The following is a 17,220-nucleotide window of genomic DNA, read 5'->3' as shown; positions in this document are numbered from 1 at the left end:
ATTTTAAGCTTCAATTTTAGTATAATTTGAAGCTTTTTTTATATTTAAATTTCTCGATATTTTGATAAATTTACGCAATTCAATAATCAAGAGAATTGTATAAAATTAATGACCAGAAAAACTATAAATTAACTTAAAAAATGGATGATTTAGACGTTAAAAAATTTCCTATTGGAGAATTTCAGGAGACCGATAATAATTGCGACATCAAGCTGGATGAGCAAATCAAGGTCATAAAAAATTTTCCGGGGAAACTAAAAAACCTGATTGAGGATTTTTCTGATGACCAGCTCGACACTCCTTACAGAAATGGTGGCTGGACAGTAAGACAACTTGTCAATCATATTGCAGACAGCCATGGAAATAGTTTTTTCAGGTTTAAACTTGCGCTTACCGAAGATAATCCAACCATAAAACCTTACGAAGAAGCAAAATGGGCAGAGCTTCAAGACAGCGCAAATATGCCGGTAAGGCCCGCGTTGAAAATGATAAAAGGAATTCATCAAAGATGGTACGTTCTTCTGAAAACACTTACCAATAAACAATTTGAAAGAACTTTTCATCATCCTGAAAAAGAAAAAGATCATAATCTGAGATATTATCTTGCATTGTATGTCTGGCATTGCAATCATCATTTTGCTCACATCGAAAATCTAAAGAGAGAAAAAGGTTGGTAAAGAAAAGCCTGCACAATACAATTCACTTTGATGAAATTGTCTTCAGAATTTCAAATCTTTCTCCAAATTCTCAGCGGAGATGGGGGAAGATGAACGTTGCGCAGATGTTGGCGCATTGTGATTTGATTTTACAGATTCCTTTAAAAAAAATTGAGCTTCCGAGCATTAATATTTTGTTCAGAATCATTGGTATTGTCACAAAAAAAGAAATACAGATTTTCAATAACGGAATTCCTCGCAATATGCCTTGTTTTCAAAAAGTAATCGTTAATTTTGAATGTGACTTTGAAACGGCAAAAAATAATCTTCTGAAAACACTTGATGCTTATCAGAATGCTTATGAAAGCAATGATTTGCCACAAAGCCACGCTCTTTTTGGAACAATGAAAGAAAAGGATTGGGGGTTTTTAGAATACAAACACCTCAATCATCACCTGAAACAATTTAATGTATGAGTTTTTTTGATAAAATATTTGGCGGAAAACAGGAAGAAAACCAATCAAAATCTTTCTGGAATCCTATACAGTCTGAGCAAGATCTCGAAAATGCTGTGAAAAAATCTTACCAGCAGAAAATTGCAATTTTTAAGCATTCGACAAGCTGTTTTATCAGTAAAACCGTTTTGAAGAATTTTGAAAAAGAAATTGAATCTGCGGAAGAAAACAATACTGTTCTTTATTTTTTAGATCTTTTGGCCTACAGAAATTTATCCAACAAAATAGCCGAAGATTTCAACATAAGACATGAAAGCCCGCAACTTCTCGTTATAGAAAACGGAAAGGTAATCAACAACGCATCTCATCAGAATATTTCTATAAGCCAAATTACATCATGAGTAATATCAATACCTATTTAGCAAAAGTTCTTGATGTTCCTTTAGAAAAAGTGAATCTCTGCAGTATGCAGTACGAGACAAAAAAAGTGGCAAAAAACCAGTTTCTTCTTCAGTACGGTGAGATTTGCAGAAACATATTTTTTGTTGAAAAAGGGCTTTTGAGAATGTATTCCATAGACAGAAACGGTAAGGAGCATATCATACAATTTGCCCCGGAAAGTTGGCTGATTTCCGATCGAAGCAGCATGTATTTTAACGAAAAATCATTGTATTATATTGAAGCTGTGGAAGATTCGGAAGTTTTACTTCTGCATGTAGATTTTTTCAACAGATTGATTGAAGAGTTTCCCAACAGCATTGAAAAAAGTGACGTGCTTGTACAAAAACACGTCAAAAATTTACAGGACAGAATCAATTCTTTGTTGGGCGAAACCGCCGAGGAAAGATATCTGAAATTTGTAAAAATGTATCCTGATTTGTTGCTCAGAGTTCCCCAATGGATGATTGCATCTTATTTAGGCATCACACCCGAAAGCTTAAGCCGCGTGAGAAAAGAGCTGGCCAGAAAGAATTTTGTTACAGATAAATAATGATTTAATCCGGATTTAAAATCGTAATCAGCCTGTTTAAATATTCCTGTTCCTTTAAAACTTTTTCGTAAGATTTTTTAGCATAAACAGGACAAAGACGATATCCTTCGTGAAGATAATTCTCATTTTCTATATAAGTGTCAAAATGAGCAGAATATTCTTTAATAAATTTATCAATAGTTTTTCTTTTAATTTCGCATAAAGTACTGTTCTTAATCTTTTGTAAAGAAGAAAGAATACAAGATTTGTCTCCTGTGAAATTAATAATATTGGCAAACTTAAAGGTTTCCTGAGGCGCGCTGCTCACGTCTTGCAGAACAGCATGCGGCTTATCTTCAAAAATCATGATTATCAGTTTTTAAGGTTAAACTTAAATAGTTGCGTTTCCTTCAACTCCGTCGGAATTGTTGGTTTCATTTCCGGTAATTGCGGCAGCTACAAAACTTATTAAACTCACCAATTTTCCGGCCTTTGTATCCCAATAATAGCTTTCTTTAGGCTCTACACGGATAATCGATACATTTGGATCGTCTTTACCGTCAAACCATGCATTGGCCATTGCAGACCATTTTTCTTCAATTGTAGATTTGTCTTTATAAATCGAAGCTTCGCCATACACGGAAAGGTATTGAGAATCGCTGTTATTCATAAAGAAAAGCTGAACTCTGCGATCTTCTTTTATTTCAAAATTTTTGTTGCTGGCTTCACTGCTGATAAACCAAAGATTTCCCGAATTGTCTGTTTCCTGAAGGCTCATCGGTCGAGAATTGATCGGAAGGGTTTCAAGATCGGTACAAAACATACAGATTCTTGCTTCTTCGGAAAGTTCTTTAATTTTTTTAATCGCGTCGCTGTGGGTTAAATTTTCTGTAGACATATTATAATTATTTTGTGGTTTAATGCAAATAAAAATTTTATCGGTATAAAATCTTTTCTGAACTTTTCAATTCAAAAATCTAACCATTTTTTAAAATTAATCAAAAAAATAATTATTTTAATGTTTTATTAATTAATAGCTACAAAAACATAATTATTAATGAATATATTACAATTATGACTAAAGTCATAAAAACCAAACAGTTTTAATTATTACTTTTAAAGGATAATTCACCAAATAAATATTATGAAAAAGTTGATGCTTACACTTTGCAGTTGGAATGCTTGCTGCGCAGTGTACAAAAAAAGAGACAGGCACCGAAACCAACAACATTTTGTCGGACGATACAGTATCTCAAGCAGAACCGACAATTCCTGATGCTTCTGCTGTAAAACAAGATTCTACGACAAATACTACTGATTCATTACGGTAATTTTTCGGCCTCCAAAAATTTTAAAAGTTTTAGTTTCTAAATGATTTTGGCAAAATATATGCTAACTTCACATGAGAAACTAATATGATATGAAAACAATAAGCTGTGCGAAAATAGGAGAGGATCTTTTAAAATCTTTTGGTGGTGAATTGATACATTTTAATGAAAAGGAAATAATTTTCCAACAAGGGGATCCGCCGTTATATTATTATCAAATTGTTAAAGGAAAGGTAAAAGAAAATAATTACAGCCAGGATGGTAAAGAATTTATTCATAACATTCTGGGAGACGGGCAAAGCTTAGGAGATTCTATGCTTTTTGTGGATAAAAAATATCCCATCAATGCTGAAACTCTAAAGCCAACCACGATTTTAAGACTGTCAAAACAAAATTTTCTTAAGCTTTTGGAAGCTCATCATGAAGTATCCATCCAGATTAGCGAATGTATGTCGCAAAGATTGTATTTTCAGACTTTGATGCTGCAGAACTTGGCATCGAATGATCCGGTTATACGACTTACAGGTCTGTTGGAATATCTGAAAAGTTTTCATAGTGACGACGTTCCTTCATCATTTGAAATTCATTTAACAAGACAACAAATTGCTGATTTGACAGGCCTTCGCGTTGAAACCGTAATCAGAGCCTTCAAAAAAATGGAACAGAATCGAACGATAAAAATCGACAACAGAAAGATTTTTTATTAGACAATGATTCTGCTCATAAAATAATTGCAACACTCATCAGTAATTTTGGCTATCCTTATTTTGAGAATTATTTCGCAACAATAAACTCATTTTTTTAAATTATTCTTAAAAAACAATCTTCGGTTGTTTGGCAAGATTATAAGGATATAAACGCCATGAATTACCAAAAAGTACTCAGAACGCTAAAATCTGATCGTTTCATAAGAATCAAAAACCAATCAAACCTGTTTGAAGTTGGATCAGTAATCTATGCAAAAGAAATTACAGAAAATATATTTTTACTTTTCGTCATTGAAAAAGATGTAAAAATACAGAATATCAAAGTATTGATTTCACATTTTGACTGCCTTGAAAGTATCGGTGAAAAGGAGCCGCTGCAAACCATGTTTTATCTTTCAATAAAAGACGAAGAAGATCTTAAATACGTTGAAAAATACATGAAATTTCCTCACGCAACACTTACTTAACATTATAAAATTTAATCCTAAATTATAACAATGAAAACTATAATTGCTCTTATCGCTGCGGTTTGCTTAATAAACGTTTCCTCGTGCAGATGCGATATTGAAGAAGATGAGCCAAAAAAAACAGATGTGAAAGCAGAAAAAACAGGCACCGAAAAAAGCTAACAAAACGGCGTCTGAAAAATTTGAAAAGCAGGAAGGTTGATATTTAATTTTAGTAAAAAATCTTCCTGTTTTGAATTTTTAGAACTTTATCTTTCTCCATACTTTTTATAACCCTGATTACGGTTTCTACGCTCAAAGCCGTCAAAGAAGCAAGCTGTTGCCTGGTCAACGGAATCTGAAGAGAATAAGGCGATTGATTTTCATGATTATTTTTCAGATAATTCATTAAAGTTGTCAGCCGTTTTTCAGGACTCAGAAAAGAAATAGAATGCAGCATCATATACTGATAATGCAGTTTTTCAGATAAAACGAAGACCAGTTTCTCATAAAACGCAGGATTTTCGCTTAAAAAACTTTGATAATTACTTTTTGGCAGCCTTAAAACTTTACAATCTTCGATGGCAACGGCATTTACGGGATAAGGTTTTTCTAGAAAAATACTGGTTTCTACAAGACTTTCACCTTTTGAAAGAATACTGTGAATAAATTCTTTTCCCTTTTCGCTGTAATTGTTGAGTTTTGCTTTTCCTTCAGCTATCTGAATATAATATTGGGCTGTTTCACCTTCGGAAAATATCATTTCGTTAATCTGATATTCTTTGTAATCGGCACCTAAAGAAAGTAATTGTTCTTCAATAATCATATAATCTTCAATAAAAATAATTCAAATTAAATCTCGACTGAGTTTTTAATTTAATATCATGTAAAGAAAAAATAATTTTTGTGAAAAGTGAATTATTATGATACCACACACATACCACACATTATAAAAAATAAACCTATTAAGCCTTAATAGCCCTGAATTTAAAAATAATAATAGCTAATTTTTATAAAATAAACCAACAGGCTGTGATTTGAATCATAAAAAGAAAACGATTATATCTGATATATTTGTAATCCCCTAAATTTTATGATATAAATAAATTGGAATACCGAAAAGACAATATGAGAGCTAAATATGAGTAAGACAGAATCGAATGCAGACCATCAAATGAAAAATTTAGCAGATGAAGAGATTATAAAATTGGCAAAAGAAAATTCTCCACGTCTTTTAAATAAATTTAAATCAACTTATCCGGAATTTTTCGAAAAATTATCGGCGATTTATCCTAAATTTCAAAATTCTGAACTTATTTTTTGCGTTTATTTAAAGCTCAATTTAAGTACGAAAGAGATTGCAACCTATACTTTTGTAACCCCAAAAGCAATACAAAACAGGAAAAACAGAATACGAAAAAAACTAAATATTTCTTCATCTGTTGACATCTACAAGTGGTTTGACGAGTTATAATTAAATTTCAAAAATTTCTGAATCTGTAAATACAAAAAACTTTCCTTTTTTAGGAGTATTTTTGAGATCCAAACCCGTAAATTCGCTGAAAGCAGGAAGCAGCAACTGGTTTTCAGTCTGCACAAAACATGGAAGTTTGATATTTTTCACAGCAGAATTCAAAGAAAAACCCGGATGAATATGACCCGTAATCTGAAACTTTTGATGTGATTTTTCAAAATTATGAACAAAAAGAACAGGATTTATTTCTAAAACATCAGCTCTAAAATCTAAGCAAAGCTTTTCTTCCAGCTTTTTTGAAATCCTGTCGTGATTGCCCTCTACAAGACAAAATTTTATCTGCGGATATTGGTTTTTCCAGACACAAAAGTCGTCAACATCAGAATTGTCTCCTGCATGAAGCAGATCGCCGACGACAATGAACTTTTCCGGCTGAAAATATTCTATTAAAATCGACAATCGTTCCAAATCATTTTTCATGATATGATTCGCCAAAGCAATTCCGTTTTTGCGAAAATGAGCGGTTTTCCCAATATGCAAATCTGAAAAAATCAAAGCTTTTTCCTTTTCCCAAAATGCAGCCCGCTGATTGGTCAAGGTAAATTTTTCGTTTTGGATGTTTATATTTTTTGTAGCTAAATTCATTTTTTATTTGAAGAAATTTAACGGAAGTTTGTCAATCTGACGAAGGAAGAATCTCGTTCTTTACTAAATTAGATTCTTTACTTCGCTTTACTTCATTCAGAATGACAGAAGCACATTTACAATTCATATTATTTCGCTTTCTTCGCTTGTTCAATCAATTTTCTAATTCTTGAATCTAAGCCTTCACTTGACAGCGTTTGTCTCAAGCTATCAACTTTTATCGGAAAACTCAAAGGTGTAAAAGTATTGGCAAATTTCAAAATAATTTTCGATTTTTCTATTCTTTTAAAAGCTTCGACCAACCTCTGCTCCTGAAGCTGCATATTAAAAACTTCTGTATACGCCTGTCTTACAAGAAAATGATGCGGATCGTAATCTTCCAAAACTTTAAAAATAAGGCCAGCCGAGCTTTGTAAAGATTTATTTGAACGTTGCTGTCCGGGCATATTCTGAATCACCATTCCTGAAATCACAGCAATATCCCTGAATTTTCGCCTAGCCATTTCAGCAGAATTAATACTTGAAATCACATCAACCATCAAATTTTCTCTTGTCAGTATTCTTTGCAGATTATCTTCATTTAACGGTATTTCTTTATCACTAAATAATTCTAAACCATAATCATTCATTGCCATTGAAAAGGAAATAGGAGCCAATTTTGAAATCCTGAAAGCAATTAAAGCAGCCATCACTTCGTGTACCAAACGTCCTTCAAAAGGATACATAAATAAATGATAGCCTTCGCGGTTTTTGATCAGTTCAACCAAGAATTCGTCTTCTTTCGGAATGTGTGATCGCTCTTCCTGTTTTGCCAGTAAAGGATGTAAAAATTTCAATTCTTTTTCAGAAGCTTTCGGATTTAATGCTCCGGAAAGCTTTTCTCTTAAAAATCGTCCCAAATTTGAACTTAAAGGCAATCTTCCGCCTAAATAACTCGGAGCCAAAGCTTTTCCTTTTGATAATCTTACATAAACCGTCATATCTTTCACCATGGCAACTTCCAAAACTCTTCCTGCAAGAATAAATTTTTCTTCTTTTTTAAGCTTTGAAATAAAATATTCTTCAACCATTCCGATGTAACCGCCTGATATAAATTTCACTTTCAACATGGCATCACTTACGATAGCGCCCATATTCATTCGGTGCAACATGGCAATTTTCCTCGAAGTCACTTTATGCAATCCGTCATCCATAATCACCACTTTATGATATTCTTCGTAGTTTTTCAAAGCGCTTCCTCCAATGGTAAGAAATTCCATCATGCTTTTCCACTCTTCATCCGTCATTTCCCGGAAAGTATAAACCTGCTTGATTCTTTCATGCAATTCATCAGGATAAAAGCCGTCACCAACCGCCAATGTCATTAAAAACTGAACCAAAACATCAAAGCATAAAACCTGCGGCTCACGAGGTTCGATCACTTTTTGTTTAACGGCTTCTTTTAAGGCAGCAACTTCAATCAGCTCCAAAGAATGCGTCGGAACACAATAAATCTTTGAAGTTTCAAAAGGGGAGTGGCCGCTACGTCCAGCACGTTGAAGGAATCTTGCTACACCTTTTGCAGAACCAATTTGTATCACGGTATCAACAGGTTTAAAATCTATACCTAAATCTAAAGACGAAGTGGAAACTACGGCTTTTAATTTTCCGTTGCTTAAATTTTCTTCAATCCAAATTCTTAAATGTGCATCGATCGAACTGTGATGAATGGCAATCTGCCCCGCAAAATCCGGATAAGCATCGAGCAGTAATTGATACCACATTTCGCTTTGGCTTCGTGTATTGGTAAAAACAATGGTGGATTTTGAGTTTAAAATAATCGGAACAACTTTATCAGCCAATTTATGTCCGAGATGTCCCGCCCACGGTAGAATTTCGACTTCATCCGGAAAGACAGGAATAATATCTATTTTCTTAAGTTGTTTAGCTGTAATTTTTGTTTTTTTGATATCATAAGGAATCAAAATTTCCATTGCTTCTTGAAGGTTCCCGATTGTTGCTGTAATTCCCCAGATTTTAATTTTCGGAACATATTTTCTAAGTTGGGAAATCCCTAATTCAACCATCACGCCGCGTTTTGACCCAAGCAGCTCATGCCACTCGTCAACGGCAACACAATGAATATTCTGAAAAAATCGTTCATTATTTTTTTGACCCAAAAGCAGATGAAGACTTTCGGGAGTTACAACTAAAATTTCAGGCATATTTTTTACCTGCTGTTGTCTTACTTTCGGATCTGTATCACCATTTCTGACCCCAACAATCCAATCCAGACCAATCTCATCCATTGCTTCCTGCATCGCTTTGGCAATATCTTTGGCGAGCGATCGGAGAGGAGTGATCCAGACCATTTTTAAGCCTTTTTTATATTTTTCGGGATGACTCAAAAAATCTGAAACCAAAGCTAAAAAAACGGAATAAGTTTTTCCAAAACCAGTCGGAGCAACCACCATCCCGCTGTAACCGTTTCCAAATTTTTGCCAGGTATCGATCTGAAATTTGAAGGGAGAAATACCTTTATCCGCCATCCATTGCTGAATGATATTGAATCCGTTGGTATTTTCAAATGTTGACAAATAAATTCAGTTTAAAGTTAGTTAGAGTCTTCGACTTCGCTCAGATTGACATCGCAAATACATTTATTTTTGAAGTGTCACGTTGAGCGAAGTCGAAGCGTTTTATTGTATCAATTTCTTAATTTCTTCTAAATCATCAATTTCATCAACAGTTTTATCTTTTCGCCAACGTACAATTCTTGGAAAACGTAAGGCGACACCGCTTTTATGACGGTTGCTGAAGCCAATTCCTTCAAAAGCAATTTCAAAAACCAATTCGGCTTTTACAGTTCGCACAGGCCCGAATTTTTCAATAGCATTTTTGTTGACAAACTTGCTGATTTCCATGATTTCTTTGTCGGTCAAACCCGAATACGCTTTTGCAATGGTAACCAAAGCATCGCCGTTTTTTACAGCAAAGGTATAATCGGTGTAATAAGCGCTTCGTCTTCCGCTTCCTTTTTGAGCGTAAATCAAAACTGCATCAATCGTTAACGGATTGATTTTCCATTTCCACCAATCACCTTTTTTTCTTCCCGAATGATAAGGCGAATTCTTTTGTTTCAGCATTAAACCTTCACTGTTGATATCTCTTGAATTTTCTCTGATTTGGTCTAAATCTTCCCAGTTTTCAAAATTAATAACCTGAGAAATCTTTATGTTTTCAGGATTTTCATTTAATAATAATTCTTCCAGCATTGCACGTCTTGCAAAGATTGGTTTTTCTCTCAAATCAGTACCTTCCAATTCTAATAAATCGTATGCAAAAACCTCGATCGGAATTTCTGAAAGCATCTTTTTAGTTAAAGTTTTCCTGTTTAATCTTTTTTGTAATTCATTAAAATTTAGAACTTTAGAATCCTTTACCGCAAGTATTTCTCCATCCAAAACAAAATTACCTTTCATGCCTTTTATTGTTTCAGCAATTTCGGGAAACTGTTCCGTAACCAATTCTTCACCGCGCGACCAAATGAAAACTTCGTCATTTCTTTTAATAATTTGTCCGCGGATTCCGTCCCATTTATATTCAATCAGCCATTCGTCAGGAGTTCCGAGCTCTTCCAGTTCTTTTTCCAAAGGATAAGCTAAACAAAAAGGATATGGTTTTGAATTGTCCGGATTAATATTTTCAGCAGAAATAAGTTCCTGAAATGATGTTTCAGCAGGTTCCCATTTTCCCATCAGGCTGTGCATTAAAGTGCTTGTTTCCTGTCCGGAATATTTGGTTAAAGAATTGATCAATGTTTTAGAAGAAACGCCAATTCTGAAGCTTCCGCCTAATAACTTATTGAAAATAAGCCGTTCTGTATAATCCAATCCGTCCCACGAATTAAGGACAAATTCTTTTTTTTCAGCTTCGTTTTTGTTTTTTAAATTAATGATATCTTTCATCCATTCGGAAAGAGATTTCTCGATTTTTTTGGTTGGCGGAGGAAGAATTAAAGAAAGCGTCTCGCCCAAATCACCAACGGACGAATAACTTTCCTGAAACAGCCAAAACGGCAATTGCGTGATTTCCAAAGCCCATTCTTTCATGTAGTTTGTATTGACATTTCGTTTGGGTCTTTTTCCCGTAAACAAGGCAATAAACCATACTTTATCATCATCCGGAGCTCGTTCCAGATAATCGATGATTGCATCGATTTTGGCGTTGGTTTTATTGGTGCTTTCCAAAGCGTTGATCAATTCTGCAAAATTTTTCATGGCTCAGGATTTTCTATGATTTCTTTTTCTGTTTCTTCTTCATCATCATCGCCATACAACGTCTCCACGACATCGGATTTTATTCCCAATTCATTTAAGTATTTTGAAAAAACTTCTGTTTGTCCGTGAGTTACGTGCACGATTTCAGCTTCAGTTGCTTTTATGGCTTGCAATAAACCTTTCCAGTCGGCATGATCGCTCATTGCAAAACCGGCATCGGCACTTCGCCATCTTCTGGCTCCGCGAACCTGCATCCAACCAGAACAGATTGCTGTCGCAGCTTCAGGTATTTTTTTAATAATATTGCTGTCGAGTAAGGCAGGCGGAACAATGACAATTTCACCCTGAACATGCTTTATGTTTTCCCTAAAATCCGGAATTTCATATTCGGGAAGATCTATTCCCACCGACTCAAAAGCTTCATTTAATTTTCCGATGGAATAGTGAACATGAATCTTTCCCAAGCCTTCAACCGCTTTCATAATTCGTTGAGCTTTTCCTAAAGAATATCCGATGAATACGGAAGTTTTTTGATTTTCTTTATTTCTTAAAACCCAGCTTTGAAGCTTTCTATTTAAATCTTCAATCTCCAACCAATTGTAAATTGGAAGCCCGAAAGTGCTTTCGGTAACAAATTCATTACATTTTACTAATTCAAAAGGTGTACTCAAACCATCATCCTGAACTTTATAATCTCCGGAAATTACGCTTACATAACCTTTATATTCCAATCGTATTTGAGCCGAACCAATAATATGTCCGGCAGGATGAAGCGAAAGTTTCACGCCATTTATATTGACAGTTTCGCCATATTTAACGCTTTGACATTCTATATCCGGAGAAATTCTTTGATGTAAAATAGGTTTTGTGAAATGATGACAAAGATATTTTTTCATTCCCCAACGGGCGTGATCGGCATGGCCGTGAGTAATGACCGCCAAATCAACAGGCCGCCACGGATCAATATAAAATTTTCCCTGCGGACAGTAAATACCTTTGTTTGTGAATGTAATTAATTTCAATGGTAAGATGAGTTTGAATTTACCATTCAAAAATCTAACCAATTATGATAAATACGATTTTCTAATCCATTTTCAATTCCATAGGCACTCGGCTTGTGAGTTCCTTATAAAACGCTGAAGGAGTTTTGCCAATAATTTCTTTAAAATACCGATTAAAGGAAGATTTCGATTTGAAACCTGATTCGTAAGCTAAAGATAAAAAATTGATATTTTCATTTTTCTCGATTGCTTTTTCAACCATATGTTTAAAGTATTCAATACGATATTCGTTGATATAGCGGTAAAAATGCTTGTGTTGATATCCGTTCAACATTTCGCTGATTTGGTATTTGTTTATTTTTGTTTCTAAAGCAAGCTGATCAAGGTTTAAATCACAATCTCGAAACAGCTGTTTTTGTTTCACAGAATCATCCATTTTTTGCCAAAGCTCATGAAATTTTGTTTCGTAATCGGTTGTATTTATTGCAAATATCTCTTTGTTAAGATTTTCTTTTACAGATATTTTTAAATCGTCATCCGTAAGGCTTTTTATGTCTGTTTTAAGGCTTTTTCTTAGAATTAAAAGACAGATAATTAATAATACAAAATAAGCAATACTTCTTATTGAAAAATTAATTATTTGAGTTTGTTCGGCATAAAAATAAACTAAAGTTTTGGAAGCAATCACTCCAAATTCCATCATAAGAATGCAATAGGAAATTCTTGTAATCACATCAAATTCAGCTATTTCTAGTTTTTTAAATTGATTTTTATTAACAATGAAAATACTTTTTAAGGGATAATATAAATTAATGATAAAAATTAAAATCAAGCTAAAATTATTATAAAGATCGAGCAATCGCTGATCAACACGATTTAAAATAATAAAAACACACGAAGTCGTAAAATAAGCGATCATCAATACAAAAAACGGAATAAAAATATACCATTTGCCTGCAATAGAAAAATTTCTTTTTGTTTTGCTTAAAGCATATAAATAAATCAAAGGGCCGTAGCAAACCCCAATAAATGTATTCATCTGCTGCCTGATACTTTCGTAAGGTATAAAATTGAAGATGACAAATTTAATTGTCAAATGGACTGCAATCGCAGATAAAAGAAAAATAAACAGGTAATTTGAAGGTGTTTTTTTCTCTCTGAACTGTAAAAGCCAAAGCGCTACAAGTGCCTGAAAAGCCCCAACGATAACAATATACTGCATTCTTTCTTAGGTTTTCACAAAATAAATACAAAATAGGCTTTGTATCATCCGGAAGTCTATTATTTATCTATTAAAAATTTTACTTCAAGCTTAATGTTAGGTTCATAAATAAATAACAAATAGTTTACTAAGTATAATATATTGAAAAACAATACTTTAAAAGTATCAAACCAACAACTGACACGTTTTTGAATCTGGTTTTTTCAAGCGGACGAAAAGGGGTATTGATTCATCCACATTTGCATCAAAAAAAACTATGAACAATTTTATTGGTTTTTCAAAACACAAATCAAGAATCATTCAGGTATCTGCTTTTTTCCTGATGGCTTCTTTAGGAACCATTCATGCACAGACAATAAAAGGAACGGTTGTCGGAAAAACAAACGGAGCATTGCCCGGAGCCAATATTTCTATTGTAGATGCGGATGCAAAAACAGTTTCATCATTAGACGGAGATTTCAATCTTCTTTCGTCTGCATTGGGAGAAATGATTCTTAAAATTGAATACATCGGTTATGAAACGAAGACTTTTCCAATTACTATAAAAGAAGGAACAAATGATATCGGTTACATCACCATCGATCCTGAAGAAAAGAAAAGCAAGGATAAAGTAAATGATATTCAGGAGGTTGTGATCGCAAGACCAAATGCTTTGACACAGGCAAAAGCTTACGAAATTAAGAAAAACAGCAATGCCATTATGGAAGTAATTGCCGCCGATGCAATTGGTAAACTTCCGGACAGAAATGCTGCCGAAGCTGTACAGAGAGTACAAGGAGTTGCCGTTGCAAGGTATCATGGTGAAGCAGATCAGGCAACCGTGAGAGGAACTCCTTTTGCATGGACATCTGCATTATTCAATGGAAACAGGCTTCCGAGTGCCAACGTTTTAGGGAACAGATCTTTCGTTTTGGATGTTGTTCCTTCAGAATTAATTCAGTTTGTTCAAGTTTCGAAAGCTGTAACTCCCGATATGGATGGTGATGCAATTGGCGGAAGCATTAATTTCATTACAAGAACCGCTCCGGCCAAGAAAACTTTAAGCGTAAGCGGAGCGGGCGGTTACAATACTTTTTCTCAAAATGCAACCTATAACGGGTCAATTGTTTATGGAGACCGTTTTTTTAATAATAAACTTGGCGTAATCCTTTCCGGTGCGATTTGGGACAGACAATGGGGAGCAGATTCTTTCGATGTGACTTACAATACAGCATCTGCAAATGATGTACAGAAAAATTCGATCGGAACAGTCATGATGAAAAGATATATGGGAACGAGAAGAACGATCGGACTAAACGGCGGACTGGAATATAAATTGAATGCCAACAACAAAATCTATTTCCGTGGAATGTATAACAAATTTGATGATATCCGTCCTGTTTATGAATCTTATGTAGATTACAACAACAGCCGATATCAATACAATTTCAGGTATTCGCATTATCAAACGGAATTATATGGATTGGAATTGGGTGGAGAACACAGCATTACTTCAAAATTGAATATCGATTGGATGCTAAGCGATTATCAAGCAAAATATTTCCTCGATACGCCTCCGACAAACGGAGTTAAAGGTCTTCCGATCGCAACTTTCAGACAGAAAATTACTGGTGGCTTTACCAATCTTTCAAATGACGGAAAACGGTATTGGGGATTCGATTCACCAAACGGAACAGGAGGTGAATACATGGATTACAGCTCCGATACAGCTAATCAAAACGAAGTGATGAGCGCGGACAAATTACTACTTTCTCAATTGGTCATTGCAAAACTTGACAATAATGAAAGAGATAAAATTGCAAGATTAAATCTCAAATATGATATCAACTCCAATATTTCATTAAAAGTAGGAGCAAAATACCGTGAGAAAGACAGAAACAGCACATACGGATACAATGCAGTTTTTCTTCCGGGTGCAGCTTTAGGGATTCCAAATTCTCCGGCATTGCTTACTTTATCACAATTATCAACAAGCGAACCACCACAAGGAGCTGCTTTTCTGAACGGAATGAACGGAAATTACAGCCCATACATCATGAATCCGCCAACAAAAGATCAGCTTTTCCAGATGTATTCGCCAGAATTTTTACAACAAAATGGCTTTAGAGATCTTTCAAGTGCAGAAACCAATGCAACAAGCGTTTACACGGGAGAAGAAAACGTTTTTGCAGCTTACGCAATGGCCGAAATTAAAGCTAGCGATAAATTTAAAATCGTAGGAGGATTCAGAAACGAAACCACAAGATTGACTTTATACGGAGCAAAAGCCACCAAAGAAGGAAATCCTTTAACAACGGTCATCAGCCCGTCAACTGTGGAAAGCAATTATAATGCGTTTCTTCCGATGCTTCATTTGCGTTATAGTTTTTCTCCAAAATCGAATCTTAGATTTGCCTATACAAAATCATTCATCAGACCCAACTTTGGAGATATGTCGCCGGGTTCAAGTATTGACAACACTACAAATCCAAACAGAATCACAAGAGGAAACCCGGATCTGAAGCCTACTTTCAGCCACAATTTTGACTTTATGGGTGAATATTATTTCAACAATATCGGCATCCTTTCGGGAGGTGTTTTTTATAAGAAAATTTCAGATATAGTTTTTTCGGATACTTCAATCATGAATCTGGACGGAACCGATTATATGATAACTCAAGCGAAAAATCTTCAGGACTCAAACTTACTTGGCTTTGAAGTAGGAATTAATAAACGTCTGGACTTTTTACCAAGTTTCTGGAGCAATTTCGGTGTTGAGTTTAATTATACTTTCATCGATTCCAGCGTAGAAGTTCCGAGAATTTCAAACGAAATTCAATATTTGGATAAAACTACACTTCCCAATCAATCTAAAAACCTTTTCAACGCTATTCTGTATTATGAAAGCAATAAAATGATGATTCGCCTTGCCGGAAATTACAGAGGAAAATCTGTGGAAACCATTAATCAAAATTTAGGACCGCAATATTACATCTGGTCAGATAAAAACTTCACGATTGATTTCTCTGCGAGTTATGATATCACAAAAAAAGTTAAACTATTCATTGAATTAAACAACTTAAGTAATGAAAGTTTAAGACTTTACATGGGTGACAACAAAAAAAGAATCACATCAAACGAGTGGTACGGAAGCAGAGGACAAATGGGAGTTCGTTGGCAAATATTTTAAATTTTATATATATGAAAAAAATAGTATTTACATTAGCAATCGTTGCTTTTGGAGCAACAGCAAATGCGCAGATTAAAGACAGTCTCCACAGAATCGTGAAGATGGAAGGAGCTTACAATTTCAGAGATACAGGAGGTTACAAAACTGCAGATGGAAAAGAAGTCGCATTAGGAAAAGTATTCCGCAGCGATGTAATTGATAAACTTTCTGATAAAGATTTGCAGACTTTTAAAGATAAAAAAATCGTAACGGTGGTAGATTTCAGAGGAATTGAAGAAGCCAAAAAAGCTCCGGACAGACTTCCCCAAAACACGAATTATCTTCTTTGCCCGGCTGGAAGCAATAATCTTCCGACGGCTCAGGATATGGTGAAATTTTTGAAAGACAAAAACTTTTTATTTGACATGTACGGTGAAGGCGGATTGCCTTATTTTGGAGAAAGATACAGATCTTTATTTGTTCAGTTATTAGCTTTAAAACCTGATGAAGCTCTATTATTTCATTGTACGGGCGGTCGTGACAGAACAGGAATGGCTTCGGCTTTATTCTTAAAAATACTGGGAGTTCCACAAGATGTCATTGAAAATGATTATGTAGCTTCAAATTTTTATTTAGCTAAAAATCCAACGATGAAAGGAATGTATTCCGGGCTGTCAAAAATGGCAGGAATGACAGAAACCGAAATCAAACAGCAAATGGAATTGAGACCGGAACTGATCAGAAATTTCTTTGCAGCCATTAACAAAAAATATGGAAGTGTAGAAAATTTCTTCCAGGTTGAAATGGGGATCGGGCCGAGAGAAATTTCGGTTTTGCAGGAGAAATATACAAAATAGTCAACTGCGAATTTTCACTTCACAATTAAATAGTGAATTTTAATTACCAAAT

19 protein-coding genes are annotated in these 17,220 nt (G+C 34.5%); 11 read left to right on the top strand and 8 right to left on the bottom strand.

The genetic code is table 11. The features are described 5' to 3' along the window. The first annotated feature begins 140 nt into the window (after positions 1–140). From AC6CHK_RS06880 to AC6CHK_RS06865, 4 genes are read left to right on the top strand one after another with little or no spacing between them, the layout of a single operon-like run. Positions 141–677, top strand: coding sequence for a YfiT family bacillithiol transferase (locus tag AC6CHK_RS06880; protein ID WP_498094822.1), 537 nt, complete (start codon positions 141–143; stop codon positions 675–677). Beyond that, on the top strand, positions 671–1,132 hold the full coding sequence (locus tag AC6CHK_RS06875) for a DUF1569 domain-containing protein (RefSeq protein WP_498094820.1): 462 nt from the start codon (positions 671–673) through the stop codon (positions 1,130–1,132). The genes AC6CHK_RS06880 and AC6CHK_RS06875 overlap by 7 nt, the downstream gene beginning before the upstream one ends. Continuing rightward, entirely contained in the window at positions 1,129–1,512 is a 384-nt protein-coding gene (ytxJ, locus tag AC6CHK_RS06870; RefSeq protein WP_498094818.1) for a bacillithiol system redox-active protein YtxJ, read from the top strand. Before AC6CHK_RS06875 ends, ytxJ begins: the two co-directional genes overlap by 4 nt. Beyond that, positions 1,509–2,102: a Crp/Fnr family transcriptional regulator gene (locus AC6CHK_RS06865; protein WP_498094817.1), complete on the top strand. Its 594-nt coding sequence runs from the start codon at positions 1,509–1,511 to the stop codon at positions 2,100–2,102. The genes ytxJ and AC6CHK_RS06865 overlap by 4 nt, the downstream gene beginning before the upstream one ends. Before the next feature lie 4 nt (positions 2,103–2,106). Here the strand turns inward: AC6CHK_RS06865 and AC6CHK_RS06860 are convergent, their stop codons facing one another. Beyond that, positions 2,107–2,448 (bottom strand): hypothetical protein, encoded by a 342-nt coding sequence (locus AC6CHK_RS06860; protein WP_498094815.1) that lies wholly within the window; start codon positions 2,446–2,448, stop codon positions 2,107–2,109. Between the two features lie 24 nt (positions 2,449–2,472). Continuing rightward, positions 2,473–2,979 carry a pyridoxamine 5'-phosphate oxidase family protein gene (locus AC6CHK_RS06855; RefSeq protein ID WP_498094813.1) on the bottom strand — a complete coding sequence of 169 codons (507 nt, stop codon included), beginning with the start codon at positions 2,977–2,979 and terminating at the stop codon, positions 2,473–2,475. Positions 2,980–3,259: 280 nt separating this feature from the next. On the opposite strand from AC6CHK_RS06855, the gene AC6CHK_RS06850 reads away from it, so the two are divergent. The 4 genes from AC6CHK_RS06850 to AC6CHK_RS06835 all read left to right on the top strand — a co-directional run bounded on the left by AC6CHK_RS06850 (position 3,260) and on the right by AC6CHK_RS06835 (position 4,745). After that, a complete protein-coding gene (locus AC6CHK_RS06850) occupies positions 3,260–3,412 on the top strand; it encodes a hypothetical protein (RefSeq protein WP_498094811.1) in 153 nt (50 codons plus the stop codon). A gap of 89 nt (positions 3,413–3,501) precedes the next feature. After that, on the top strand, positions 3,502–4,116 hold the full coding sequence (locus tag AC6CHK_RS06845; RefSeq protein WP_498094809.1) for a Crp/Fnr family transcriptional regulator: 615 nt from the start codon (positions 3,502–3,504) through the stop codon (positions 4,114–4,116). Positions 4,117–4,271: 155 nt separating this feature from the next. Then, entirely contained in the window at positions 4,272–4,583 is a 312-nt protein-coding gene (locus AC6CHK_RS06840; RefSeq protein ID WP_498094807.1) for a hypothetical protein, read from the top strand. A 30-nt stretch (positions 4,584–4,613) separates the two neighbouring features. Beyond that, on the top strand, positions 4,614–4,745 hold the full coding sequence (locus tag AC6CHK_RS06835) for a hypothetical protein (protein ID WP_498094805.1): 132 nt from the start codon (positions 4,614–4,616) through the stop codon (positions 4,743–4,745). A 49-nt stretch (positions 4,746–4,794) separates the two neighbouring features. On the opposite strand, the gene AC6CHK_RS06830 is transcribed toward AC6CHK_RS06835, so the two are convergent. Continuing rightward, entirely contained in the window at positions 4,795–5,388 is a 594-nt protein-coding gene (locus AC6CHK_RS06830; protein WP_498094803.1) for a Crp/Fnr family transcriptional regulator, read from the bottom strand. Between the two features lie 315 nt (positions 5,389–5,703). Between AC6CHK_RS06830 and AC6CHK_RS06825 the strand changes: the two genes are divergently transcribed. After that, entirely contained in the window at positions 5,704–6,036 is a 333-nt protein-coding gene (locus tag AC6CHK_RS06825) for a helix-turn-helix transcriptional regulator (RefSeq protein WP_498094801.1), read from the top strand. Here AC6CHK_RS06825 and pdeM read toward each other — a convergent pair whose 3' ends face one another. The 5 genes from pdeM to AC6CHK_RS06800 form a co-directional block, all read right to left on the bottom strand. Beyond that, positions 6,037–6,681, bottom strand: coding sequence for a ligase-associated DNA damage response endonuclease PdeM (pdeM, locus tag AC6CHK_RS06820; RefSeq protein WP_498094799.1), 645 nt, complete (start codon positions 6,679–6,681; stop codon positions 6,037–6,039). Positions 6,682–6,809: 128 nt separating this feature from the next. Continuing rightward, positions 6,810–9,257 carry a ligase-associated DNA damage response DEXH box helicase gene (locus AC6CHK_RS06815; RefSeq protein WP_498094797.1) on the bottom strand — a complete coding sequence of 816 codons (2,448 nt, stop codon included), beginning with the start codon at positions 9,255–9,257 and terminating at the stop codon, positions 6,810–6,812. Positions 9,258–9,359: 102 nt separating this feature from the next. Next, positions 9,360–10,940: an ATP-dependent DNA ligase gene (locus AC6CHK_RS06810; protein ID WP_498094795.1), complete on the bottom strand. Its 1,581-nt coding sequence runs from the start codon at positions 10,938–10,940 to the stop codon at positions 9,360–9,362. Then, on the bottom strand, positions 10,937–11,962 hold the full coding sequence (locus AC6CHK_RS06805) for a ligase-associated DNA damage response exonuclease (RefSeq protein WP_498094793.1): 1,026 nt from the start codon (positions 11,960–11,962) through the stop codon (positions 10,937–10,939). The genes AC6CHK_RS06810 and AC6CHK_RS06805 overlap by 4 nt, the downstream gene beginning before the upstream one ends. Before the next feature lie 61 nt (positions 11,963–12,023). Next, positions 12,024–13,163: a helix-turn-helix domain-containing protein gene (locus tag AC6CHK_RS06800; protein WP_498094791.1), complete on the bottom strand. Its 1,140-nt coding sequence runs from the start codon at positions 13,161–13,163 to the stop codon at positions 12,024–12,026. A 256-nt stretch (positions 13,164–13,419) separates the two neighbouring features. On the opposite strand from AC6CHK_RS06800, the gene AC6CHK_RS06795 reads away from it, so the two are divergent. Both AC6CHK_RS06795 and AC6CHK_RS06790 read left to right on the top strand, forming a co-directional pair. After that, the gene (locus AC6CHK_RS06795) at positions 13,420–16,332 is read left to right on the top strand and encodes a TonB-dependent receptor (RefSeq protein ID WP_498094789.1); all 2,913 of its coding nucleotides are present in this window, start codon (positions 13,420–13,422) and stop codon (positions 16,330–16,332) included. 11 nt (positions 16,333–16,343) lie between these two features. Further along, a complete protein-coding gene (locus AC6CHK_RS06790) occupies positions 16,344–17,168 on the top strand; it encodes a tyrosine-protein phosphatase (RefSeq protein WP_498094788.1) in 825 nt (274 codons plus the stop codon). Positions 17,169–17,220: the final 52 nt, after the last annotated feature.

The organism is Chryseobacterium sp. GQ58 (assembly GCF_059758895.1).
Note: the sequence above shows the minus strand (reverse complement) of the source record. Positions and strands in the feature narration are given on the sequence as shown.

What these genes read in the sequence shown, in the direction of transcription:
- AC6CHK_RS06880 (WP_498094822.1), top strand. Translation starts at nt 141, where the DNA reads ATGGATGATTTAGACGTTAAAAAATTTCCTATTGGAGAATTTCAGGAG.
- ytxJ (WP_498094818.1), top strand. Translation starts at nt 1,129, where the DNA reads ATGAGTTTTTTTGATAAAATATTTGGCGGAAAACAGGAAGAAAACCAA.
- AC6CHK_RS06865 (WP_498094817.1), top strand. Translation starts at nt 1,509, where the DNA reads ATGAGTAATATCAATACCTATTTAGCAAAAGTTCTTGATGTTCCTTTA.
- AC6CHK_RS06860 (WP_498094815.1), bottom strand. Translation starts at nt 2,448, where the DNA reads ATGATTTTTGAAGATAAGCCGCATGCTGTTCTGCAAGACGTGAGCAGC.
- AC6CHK_RS06855 (WP_498094813.1), bottom strand. Translation starts at nt 2,979, where the DNA reads ATGTCTACAGAAAATTTAACCCACAGCGACGCGATTAAAAAAATTAAA.
- AC6CHK_RS06850 (WP_498094811.1), top strand. Translation starts at nt 3,260, where the DNA reads ATGCTTGCTGCGCAGTGTACAAAAAAAGAGACAGGCACCGAAACCAAC.
- AC6CHK_RS06845 (WP_498094809.1), top strand. Translation starts at nt 3,502, where the DNA reads ATGAAAACAATAAGCTGTGCGAAAATAGGAGAGGATCTTTTAAAATCT.
- AC6CHK_RS06840 (WP_498094807.1), top strand. Translation starts at nt 4,272, where the DNA reads ATGAATTACCAAAAAGTACTCAGAACGCTAAAATCTGATCGTTTCATA.
- AC6CHK_RS06835 (WP_498094805.1), top strand. Translation starts at nt 4,614, where the DNA reads ATGAAAACTATAATTGCTCTTATCGCTGCGGTTTGCTTAATAAACGTT.
- AC6CHK_RS06830 (WP_498094803.1), bottom strand. Translation starts at nt 5,388, where the DNA reads ATGATTATTGAAGAACAATTACTTTCTTTAGGTGCCGATTACAAAGAA.
- AC6CHK_RS06825 (WP_498094801.1), top strand. Translation starts at nt 5,704, where the DNA reads ATGAGTAAGACAGAATCGAATGCAGACCATCAAATGAAAAATTTAGCA.
- pdeM (WP_498094799.1), bottom strand. Translation starts at nt 6,681, where the DNA reads ATGAATTTAGCTACAAAAAATATAAACATCCAAAACGAAAAATTTACC.
- AC6CHK_RS06810 (WP_498094795.1), bottom strand. Translation starts at nt 10,940, where the DNA reads ATGAAAAATTTTGCAGAATTGATCAACGCTTTGGAAAGCACCAATAAA.
- AC6CHK_RS06800 (WP_498094791.1), bottom strand. Translation starts at nt 13,163, where the DNA reads ATGCAGTATATTGTTATCGTTGGGGCTTTTCAGGCACTTGTAGCGCTT.
- AC6CHK_RS06795 (WP_498094789.1), top strand. Translation starts at nt 13,420, where the DNA reads ATGAACAATTTTATTGGTTTTTCAAAACACAAATCAAGAATCATTCAG.
- AC6CHK_RS06790 (WP_498094788.1), top strand. Translation starts at nt 16,344, where the DNA reads ATGAAAAAAATAGTATTTACATTAGCAATCGTTGCTTTTGGAGCAACA.